The 9482-nt window shown below is 61.1% G+C and carries 7 protein-coding genes; all 7 read left to right on the forward strand.

All coding sequences use genetic code 11. From position 1 onward, the window contains the following. The first annotated feature begins 48 nt into the window (after window positions 1–48). The 7 genes from ACEN2T_RS22140 to ACEN2T_RS22170 all read left to right on the forward strand — a co-directional run bounded on the left by ACEN2T_RS22140 (window position 49) and on the right by ACEN2T_RS22170 (window position 9430). The gene (locus ACEN2T_RS22140) at window positions 49–1908 is read left to right on the forward strand and encodes an extracellular solute-binding protein (protein ID WP_032886532.1); all 1860 of its coding nucleotides are present in this window, start codon (window positions 49–51) and stop codon (window positions 1906–1908) included. Then, window positions 1908–2969, forward strand: coding sequence for a microcin C ABC transporter permease YejB (locus tag ACEN2T_RS22145; RefSeq protein WP_032886533.1), 1062 nt, complete (start codon window positions 1908–1910; stop codon window positions 2967–2969). Before ACEN2T_RS22140 ends, ACEN2T_RS22145 begins: the two co-directional genes overlap by 1 nt. Then, a complete protein-coding gene (locus ACEN2T_RS22150) occupies window positions 2969–3991 on the forward strand; it encodes an ABC transporter permease (protein WP_034104518.1) in 1023 nt (340 codons plus the stop codon). The genes ACEN2T_RS22145 and ACEN2T_RS22150 overlap by 1 nt, the downstream gene beginning before the upstream one ends. A gap of 10 nt (window positions 3992–4001) precedes the next feature. Further along, window positions 4002–5576, forward strand: a complete 1575-nt coding sequence (locus ACEN2T_RS22155; protein ID WP_442117546.1) for an ABC transporter ATP-binding protein — start codon at window positions 4002–4004, stop codon at window positions 5574–5576. Further along, window positions 5573–6964: a sigma-54 interaction domain-containing protein gene (locus ACEN2T_RS22160; protein ID WP_181640563.1), complete on the forward strand. Its 1392-nt coding sequence runs from the start codon at window positions 5573–5575 to the stop codon at window positions 6962–6964. The genes ACEN2T_RS22155 and ACEN2T_RS22160 overlap by 4 nt, the downstream gene beginning before the upstream one ends. 293 nt (window positions 6965–7257) lie before the next feature. Beyond that, a complete protein-coding gene (locus tag ACEN2T_RS22165) occupies window positions 7258–8649 on the forward strand; it encodes a GntP family permease (protein WP_032886537.1) in 1392 nt (463 codons plus the stop codon). Window positions 8650–8656: 7 nt separating this feature from the next. Next, entirely contained in the window at window positions 8657–9430 is a 774-nt protein-coding gene (locus ACEN2T_RS22170; protein ID WP_095184544.1) for a 3-hydroxybutyrate dehydrogenase, read from the forward strand. The last annotated feature ends 52 nt before the right edge of the window (window positions 9431–9482 follow it).

A 9482-nucleotide genomic window follows, 5' to 3' on the forward strand; every position in this document is an offset into this window, starting at 1 on the left:
TTAGCGTACAAATCCCTATTCCTGTTCTTCCGGCGTTCAAGACTGATAATGCGATTGGCCTTTTCGACTCTATTTCGCTCTACCCTCGCCCTGCTGCTGGCCAGCACCGCCGTGATCGCTGCCCCCCAACCGTCACTGACGGTGTACGGCGAACCGGCCAAGTACCCCGCCGGTTTTACCCATTTCGACTACGCCAACCCCAACGCGCCCAAGGGCGGCAGCCTGCGGCGTTCGGCCATCGAAATCGGACGCTTCGATCATGTGCTGCCCTATATCGACAAAGGCATCGGCGTGTCACAGGTTGACGGCTGGCTCTACGCGCCCCTCGCCCTGCGCTCCCTGGACGAACCCTATACGGTCTACGGCCTGGTCGCCGAAAAAATGGAGCGCGCCGAGGACGGCCTGTCCCTGCGTTTCTACCTGAACCCCAAGGCGCGCTTTGCCGACGGCAAACCCATCACCGCCGAAGACGTTCGCTACAGCTTTGATTTATTAATGACCCAAGGCAGCCTGCGTTTTCGCACACTGTTCGCCGACGTCAAGCACGTCGAAGTGGAAGGTGAGCGCCAGGTGCGCTTCGACTTTTCCAGCAACGAAAACCGCACCCTCCCCCTTGATATCGCCACCCTGCCGGTGTTCCCGGAGCACTGGTGGAAGACCCGCGACTTCGCCAATGGCGGCGGCTACGAAGCCCCACTGGGCAGCGGCCCGTACAAGGTCAGTAAGGTCGACTCCGGCAACACCATCACCTTTACGCGCGACCCTGACTGGTGGGGCAAAGACTTGCCCGTCAGCCGTGGCCTGTACAACTTCGATCACCTGAGCCTGGAGTTTTTCGGTGATACCGAAGTAGCCCGCCAGGTGCTGCGAGGCGGCGCCTACGATTTCAATCGTGAATTTTCCGCCACCGGCTACTCCATCGGCTACAACGGCCCTGCCCTGGACGATGGCCGCCTGCAACGCGCTCACCTGGCCAAGGAAATGCCGCAACCGGCCCAAGGCTATGTCTTCAACGTGCAGAAGCCGGTATTCAAAGACCGCCGCGTGCGCCAGGCCTTGGCAATGCTGTGGGATTTCGAATGGGCCAACCGACAAATGATGCGAAATATGTACATTCGTCAGCAGAGTTTCTTCTCTAATAGCCCGCTGGCGGCTACCCAACTGCCCACCCAGGAAGAGCTGGCGATTCTTGAACCGTTGCGTGGGCAGATCCCTGACGAGGTGTTTACCCAAGTGTTCAAGGCACCGGTCACCGACGGCAGCGGCATGATCCGTGACAAACAGCTCCAAGCACTGGCCCTGCTGGAAGAGGCCGGTTGGAAACCCAACGGCGACAAGCTGGTAAACGCCGAAGGCGAACCGCTTGAGTTCACCTTCCTCAATGCGCAGGCCGGTCTGGAGCGACTGTTGCTACCGTACAAACGCAACCTGGCGCAGATCGGCATCACCCTTAATATCCGTCGCATCGACTCCTCTCAGTACGTCAACCGTTTGATGACACGGGACTACGACATGATCGTCACCGGGTTCCCTGTCACCACCTCGCCGGGCATGGAGCTGTACAACTACTTTGGTTCCAGCGCCGCTTTTGATTCGGGCGCAAACAACTACATGGTGCTCAAGGACCCGGCGGTTGACGCCTTGATCAAAGGTCTGGTCAAAGCCGACACACAGGCGCAGATGCTCACCTACGCCCATGCCCTGGACCGTGTGCTGCAATGGAATTACCTGTGGATCCCCAATTACTACCCGCCCGGTACGTCCGCCGCCTGGTGGAACCGTTTCGGCCGCCCGGCCATCGAGGCCAAGAATGACGAGGCCCTGGAAACCTGGTGGGAAGTCAGCCCCACACCTCTGACCACTGAGCAGATGAATGCCGAACTGAAAAAACGCGGAGGAGCGCGCTGATGTTTGCCTATATCGTGCGGCGCCTGCTGCTGATCATCCCAACCCTGGTGATCATCCTGCTGGTGAATTTCGTGATCGTGCAGGCCGCCCCCGGTGGCCCGGTGGAACAGGCCATCGCCCACTTGCAGGGGATTGGCGGCGGCGGTGTCGGCGGCTCATCCGGCGAAGGCATCAGCAGCGGCTCGCGGTCCAGTCGGGGCCTGGACCCGAAGCTGATCAAGGACATTGAAAAACAGTACGGCTTCGACAAGTCCGCACCGGAACGCCTATGGCTGATGCTCAAGAGCTATGCCCAGTTGGATTTCGGCAACAGCTTCTTTCGCGGCTCGACGGTGATCGACCTGATCCTGGAAAAGATGCCCGTCACCATTTCCCTCGGGCTGTGGGCCACGCTGATCACTTACCTGGTGTCGATCCCGCTGGGGATACGTAAGGCGGTGCGCCACGGCAGCAGCTTTGATGTGTGGAGCAGCACTGCCATCGTGATCGGCTATGCGATGCCAGCGTTCCTGTTCGCGATGTTCCTGATCGTGGTGTTCGCCGGCGGCACCTCCCTGAACTGGTTCCCGGTGCGCGGACTGGTGTCGGAGAACTTCGAAGAACTGAGCACCGTGGGCAAGATCGCCGACTACTTCTGGCACCTAGTGTTGCCGGTGACGTCTTTGGTAATCGGCGGATTCGCCACCCTGACCATTCTCACCAAAAACTCGTTCCTCAATGAAATCACCCGCCAATACGTGGTGACCGCGCGGGCCAAAGGCTTGAGCGAACGACGGGTGCTGTATGGCCATGTGTTCCGCAACGCCATGCTGCTGGTGATCTCGGGGATTCCCCAGGCATTTATCAGCGTGTTTTTTGCAGGATCCTTGCTGATCGAGGTGATTTTCTCCCTGGATGGCCTCGGTCGCATGAGCTACGAAGCGGCGGTTTCGCGGGATTACCCGGTGGTGTTCGGTTCGCTGTTTATCTTCACCCTGTTCGGCCTGCTGATAAAACTCATCGGTGACCTCTGCTACACCCTGGTGGACCCGCGTATCGACTTCGCCGCGAGGAACGCCTGATGCTTAACTTGTCTCCCGTGGCACGCCGACGCTTCGAGCGTTTCAAGAAAAATCGCCGTGGCTGGTGGTCGCTGTGGCTGTTTATCGGCCTCTTTATCCTGACCCTCGGCGGCGAACTGATCGCCAACGACAAACCCCTGGTGCTGAGTTTCAAGAACGAACTGTATTTCCCGGTGTTCAAGCGTTACACCGAGCAGCAGTTCGGCGGCCAGCTGCCGTTCCAGGCCGACTACCGCAGCGACTATGTGCAAAAGCTGATCAAACAGGACGGCGGCTGGATGTTGTTCCCGCCGATCCCTTTCAGCGATGACACCCCCAACTACGAACTGACCCGCCCTGCCCCCAGCCCGCCCTCGGCGGTGAACTGGCTGGGCACCGATGACCAGTCCCGCGACGTGCTGGCGAGGGTCATTTTCGGCGCGCGGGTGTCGATCCTGTTCGCCCTGGCGCTGACGGCCATCAGCGCAGCCATTGGCATCGCCGCCGGGGCTTTGCAGGGTTACTACGGCGGCTGGGTCGACCTGATCGGCCAGCGGGTACTTGAGGTCTGGTCCGGTCTGCCGGTGCTGTACCTGCTGATCATTCTGTCGGGTTTTGTCGAGCCCAATTTCTGGTGGTTGCTGGGGATCATGGCGCTGTTTTCCTGGCTGGCCCTCGTGGACGTGGTGCGCGCCGAGTTCCTGCGCGGGCGCAACCTGGAATACGTCAAGGCTGCACGGGCGCTGGGCCTGGGCGATGGCAAGATCATCCGCCGACATATCCTGCCGAATGCGATGACCGCCACCTTGAGCTACCTGCCGTTTATTTTGACCGGCGCGATTTCCACCTTGAGCGCCCTGGATTTCCTCGGCTTCGGCATGCCGGCGGGCAGCGCATCCCTGGGCGAACTGATCGCCCAGGGCAAGCAGAACCTGCAAGCGCCATGGCTGGGCCTGACGGCGTTTTTCACCTTGGCGCTGATTCTGTCGCTGCTGGTCTTTATTGGCGAGGCGTTGCGTGACGCCTTCGACCCACGTTCATGAGTGAGTCCCTATGAACCTGATCGAAATCCGCGACCTCAGTGTCGCCTTCAGCGGCCAGACCGTGGTGCGTAACCTGAGCCTGGACGTGCGCCCCGGCGAGTGTTTGGCACTGGTGGGCGAGTCGGGCTCGGGCAAGTCGGTGACGGCCCATTCGATCCTGCAATTGCTGCCCGAAGCCGGCACAGCTACCACGGGCTCGGTTAAATATCGCGGCCAGGAGTTGATCGGCGCGTCGACGGCGACCCTGCAGAAACTGCGCGGCAACCGTATCGCGATGATCTTCCAGGAGCCCATGACCTCCCTCAACCCGCTGCACAGCATCGAAAAGCAAATCGGCGAAACGTTGCTGCTGCACAAGGGCATGGGCGACAAGGCGGCGCAGGCGCGCATCCTTGAACTGCTCGAACTGGTGGGCATCCAGAAACCCCAGGAGCGCCTCAAGGCTTATCCGCACCAACTGTCCGGCGGCCAACGCCAACGCGTGATGATCGCCATGGCCCTGGCCTGCGAGCCGGAGTTGCTGATTGCCGACGAACCCACCACCGCGCTGGACGTGACCGTGCAGCGCAAGATCCTGCTGCTGCTCAAGTCCTTGCAACAGCGCCTCGGTATGTCGCTGCTGTTGATCAGCCATGACCTCAACCTGGTGCGCAGCATCGCCCAGCGCGTGTGCGTGATGCGCGCCGGGGAGATTGTCGAGCAGGCTGACTGCGAGACCTTGTTCACGGCGCCGCAACACCCTTACAGCCGCCTGTTGCTGGACGCCGAGCCGTCCGGCGATGTGCTGTGCAGCGATCCGCGCGAGACCGTGTTGGAAGTGGATGACCTGACCGTAGAGTTCCCCCTCGGCGGCGGGCTGTTTCGGCGCAAAACCTACCTGCGCGCCGTGGATGGCATCAGCCTCAACGTGCAGCGCGGAAAGACCCTGGGGATTGTCGGCGAGTCAGGCTCGGGCAAATCCACCCTGGGCCAGGCGATCCTGCGCCTGCTGGATTCCACCGGCAGCATCCGCTTCCAGGGTGAAGCCCTCGACCCGCTGAACCATCAGCAAATGCGCCCATGGCGCAAACAGATGCAGGTGGTTTTCCAGGACCCTTACGGCAGCCTCAGCCCGCGCATGTCGGTACAGCAAATCATCAGCGAAGGCTTGGAAGTCCACGCGCCGTGCAGCCTCGCCGACCGCGACGCGCAAGTGATCCAGGTGCTCAAGGACGTGGGCCTAGACCCCGCCAGCCGCCATCGCTATCCCCATGAGTTCTCCGGCGGCCAGCGCCAACGCATCGCCATCGCCCGCGCCCTGGTGTTGAAACCCGCGCTGATGCTGCTGGACGAACCGACCTCGGCGCTTGACCGCACGGTGCAAAAACAGGTGGTTGCACTGCTGCGCGAGCTGCAGGAAAAGTACGGCCTGACCTACTTGTTCATCAGCCACGACCTGGCCGTGGTACGCGCCATGGCCCACGACATGATCGTGATCAAGGACGGCAAGGTGGTGGAGCGCGGCGCGAGCCATGATGTGTTCGAATCGCCACAACATCCCTACACCAAGGAGTTGCTGGCGGCGGCGTGCGGGCTGTCGACATGAGCACCAGCCTCAAGGACTACCAACAGGTTCGCGGCCTGGCGATCCAGTCGCTGTTCGAGATCATCGAGCAGTCCAGCGAAGGCACGGTGATTGTCGACCGCGACGCCAATATCGTGTGGATGAACGAGCGATACGCCAAGCGCTTCGGCCTCAAAAGCGCTGACGAGGCCATCGGCCAGCCGTGCGAGCAGGTGATTTCCAATAGCCTGTTGCGCCAAGTGGTACGTAACGACCAGCCGATCCTGCTGGATATCCAGGACACACCCAAAGGCCCGTTGGTGGTGATGCGCCTGCCGATCCACAACGACGCTGGCGCGGTGATCGGCGCGATTGGTTTCGCGTTGTTCGATGAACTGCGCAACCTGTCGCCATTGATCGAACGCTACCTGAGCATGCAGCAGGAGCTGGCCTCCACCCGCTCGCTGCTGCGCTCACGCCAGAGCAAGTACAACTTCGCGCACTTTATCGGCACCAGCGCCGCCAGCCTTGAGGTCAAACGCCGTGCCCGGCGCAGCGCGAGTGCCGAGTCGCCGGTGTTGTTGCTCGGCGAAACCGGCACCGGCAAAGAGTTGCTGGCCCAGGCCATCCACGGTGCCTCGCCACGGGCGCACAAGGCGTTTGTCAGCGTCAACAGCGCGGCGATTCCCCACGACCTGCTCGAAGCCGAATTCTTCGGCACCGCGCCAGGCGCCTTTACCGGCGCTGATCGCAAGGGCCGTCCAGGCAAATTCCAGATTGCCCAGGGCGGCACGCTGTTCCTCGATGAAATCGGGGATATGCCGCTGCCGCTGCAAAGCAAATTGCTGCGGGTGTTGCAGGAAAAGGAATTCGAACCGGTGGGTTCCAACGAGATGCTGCACAGCGATGTGCGGGTAATCGCGGCGACCTCCATGGACTTGGAAGCGGCGATCAAGCGTGGTGAGTTTCGCGCCGATTTGTATTACCGGCTGAATGTGTTGCCCATCCACGTGCCGCCGCTGCGTGATCGGTTGGAGGACATTCCGGCATTGAGCGAGGCGATCCTCGAAGAACTGCGCAGCCAGCATGAGCTGGACCGCGAGGCTCTGGCGCTGTTGGCACAGCATGCGTGGCCGGGGAACATCCGTGAGCTGCGTAATGTGCTGGAGCGGGCGGCGTTGCTGAGTGATGACTTGGTGTTGAATGCCACGGACATTCGCGCGGCGATCGGCACGTTCAGCCCCGTGGAGCGCGGCGCGGTCGCAACGGTTGAGGGCGAGACATTCGCCGAGGCGCGGGAGCGGTTTGATCGACAGCTGATTGCGACGGCACTTAAGGCCTGTGACGGCAACGTGGTCGAGGCGGCCAGGCGATTGGGGCTGGGACGGTCGACGCTGTACAAGAAGATGGTGGCTCTGGGCATCGCCTAATCTCCACAAAGAGACTAAGTTCTCCATATAAAGACAATCCATGTGGGAGGGGGCTTGCCCCCGATAGCATCAGGTCAGTCAACACATGTGCTGCCCGATGCACCGCTATCGGGGGCAAGCCCCCTCCCACATTTGATCTTCGCTTGTCTCGAAATTGAGACAAAACCCAAAAACACTAGAAAGAAATTAAAAAATATCCATATATTTCAATAAGTTGAAAATATGGCACACATCTCGCTATAGCCCTCCCCACAGTTTCACCCACAAAAATAACAATCCGATGGAGACACACCATGAGTGTGATCATTGCCCTGGCCGCGCTCGCGCTGCTGATGCTGGCCGCCTACCGTGGCTATAGCGTTATCCTGTTTGCCCCCATCGCCGCCCTTGGCGCGGTACTGCTCACCGACCCGTCCGCTGTCGCCCCCGCCTTTACCGGGGTGTTCATGGAGAAAATGGTCGGCTTTATCAAACTGTATTTCCCGGTGTTCCTGCTCGGTGCGGTCTTCGGCAAGTTGATCGAGTTGTCGGGGTTCTCGCGCTCCATCGTGGCCGCTGCGATTCGCTTGCTTGGCACGCGTCAGGCGATGTTGGTGATCGTGCTGGTCTGCGCCCTGCTCACCTACGGCGGCGTATCGCTGTTTGTGGTGGTGTTCGCGGTGTACCCGTTCGCGGCGGAGATGTTCCGCCAGAGCAATATCCCCAAGCGCCTGATCCCGGCGACCATCGCCCTCGGCGCATTCTCGTTCACGATGGATGCCCTGCCCGGCACGCCGCAGATCCAGAACATCATCCCCAGCACCTTCTTCAACACCACCGCCTGGGCGGCGCCGTGGCTGGGGTTGATCGGCACGATCTTCGTGTTCTGCACCGGCATGCTGTACCTGGCGCGGCAACGCAACAAGGCCCAGCGCGCGGGTGAAGGCTATGGCACTGAGTTGCGCAACGAGCCTGAGACCGCCGAAAACCTCACTCTGCCCAACCCGTGGATCGCGCTGTCGCCGCTGATCCTGGTGGGCGTGATGAACCTGTTGTTCACCCACTGGATCCCGCAGTGGTACGGCAAGACCCACAGCCTCAGCCTGCCGGGCATGAGCGCGCCAGTGACCACTGAAATCGCCAAGCTCACCGCGATCTGGGCGGTGCAGGCGGCGTTGCTGGTCGGGATCTTGATGGTGCTGGCCTTCGGCTGGTCGGCGATCAAAAGCAAGCTCGCCGAAGGTAGCAAAAGTGCGGTCAGCGGCGCCTTGCTGGCAGCAATGAATACCGCGTCGGAATACGGTTTTGGTGCGGTGATTGCCTCGCTGCCAGGCTTTCTCGTGCTGGCGGACTGGCTCAAGGGCATCCCCAACCCGCTGGTCAACGAAGCAATTACCGTGACCCTGCTGGCCGGTATCACTGGTTCCGCGTCGGGCGGTATGAGCATCGCCCTGGCGGCCATGTCCGAGAGCTTTATTTCGGCGGCCCATGCGGCCAATATTCCCCTTGAAGTGCTGCACCGGGTCGCGGCCATGGCCAGCGGCGGAATGGACACCCTGCCCCACAACGGCGCGGTGATCACCCTGCTGGCGGTGACCGGCCTGACTCACCGCGAAGCCTACAAAGACATTTTCGGCATCACGATTATCAAGACCCTCGCGGTGTTCGTGGTGATCGGTACTTTCTACGCCACCGGCATTGTGTGAGGTTTTCATGACGACTTTGAATGGCAAGACCGCACTGGTCACCGGCTCCACCAGTGGCATCGGCCTGGGCATTGCCTTGAGCCTGGCACAGGCAGGGGCCAACTTGATCCTCAACGGCTTCGGCGACGCCAGCGCAGTGATCGCGCAGGTGCAGGCGTTTGGTGGCAAGGTGGGGCATCACCCTGCGGACGTCAGCGACCCGGCGCAGATCGCCGATATGTTCGCCTACGCCGAGCGTGAGTTTGGTGGCGTGGACATCCTGGTCAACAACGCCGGCATTCAGCATGTGGCGGCGGTGGAAGAGTTCCCGGCCGAACGCTGGGACTCAATCATCGCGATCAACCTGTCCTCGGTGTTCCACAGCACGCGCCTGAGCCTGCCGGGCATGAAGGCCAAGGGCTGGGGGCGTATCGTTAATATCGCCTCGGTTCACGGCCTGGTCGGTTCGGTGGGCAAGGCAGCCTATGTAGCGGCCAAGCATGGCGTGATCGGTTTGACCAAAGTGGTAGGCCTGGAGACGGCAACCAGCAATGTGACCTGTAATGCGATTTGCCCCGGCTGGGTGCTGACGCCGCTGGTACAAAAGCAAATTGATGATCGCGTGACCAAAGGTGTGGACCCGCACCAGGCGCAGCATGATTTGCTGGCGGAGAAACAGCCGTCCCTGGAGTTTGTGACGCCGCCGCAGTTGGGTGAGTTGGTGTTGTTTTTGTGCAGCGAGGCCGGTGCGCAGGTACGTGGCGCGGCGTGGAACATTGATGGCGGCTGGCTGGCCCAATAAAAACAGACACTGGCGTTCTAAATTGTGGGAGGGGGCTTGCTCCCGATGGCGG

This window comes from Pseudomonas sp. W22_MBD1_FP4 (assembly GCF_052113765.1).
In the GTDB taxonomy this organism is placed as follows: domain Bacteria; phylum Pseudomonadota; class Gammaproteobacteria; order Pseudomonadales; family Pseudomonadaceae; genus Aquipseudomonas; species Aquipseudomonas sivasensis.

Coding starts and splice junctions, on each gene's coding strand:
- ACEN2T_RS22140 (WP_032886532.1), top strand. CDS start 49: ATGCGATTGGCCTTTTCGACTCTATTTCGCTCTACCCTCGCCCTGCTG.
- ACEN2T_RS22145 (WP_032886533.1), top strand. CDS start 1,908: ATGTTTGCCTATATCGTGCGGCGCCTGCTGCTGATCATCCCAACCCTG.
- ACEN2T_RS22150 (WP_034104518.1), top strand. CDS start 2,969: ATGCTTAACTTGTCTCCCGTGGCACGCCGACGCTTCGAGCGTTTCAAG.
- ACEN2T_RS22155 (WP_442117546.1), top strand. CDS start 4,002: ATGAACCTGATCGAAATCCGCGACCTCAGTGTCGCCTTCAGCGGCCAG.
- ACEN2T_RS22160 (WP_181640563.1), top strand. CDS start 5,573: ATGAGCACCAGCCTCAAGGACTACCAACAGGTTCGCGGCCTGGCGATC.
- ACEN2T_RS22165 (WP_032886537.1), top strand. CDS start 7,258: ATGAGTGTGATCATTGCCCTGGCCGCGCTCGCGCTGCTGATGCTGGCC.
- ACEN2T_RS22170 (WP_095184544.1), top strand. CDS start 8,657: ATGACGACTTTGAATGGCAAGACCGCACTGGTCACCGGCTCCACCAGT.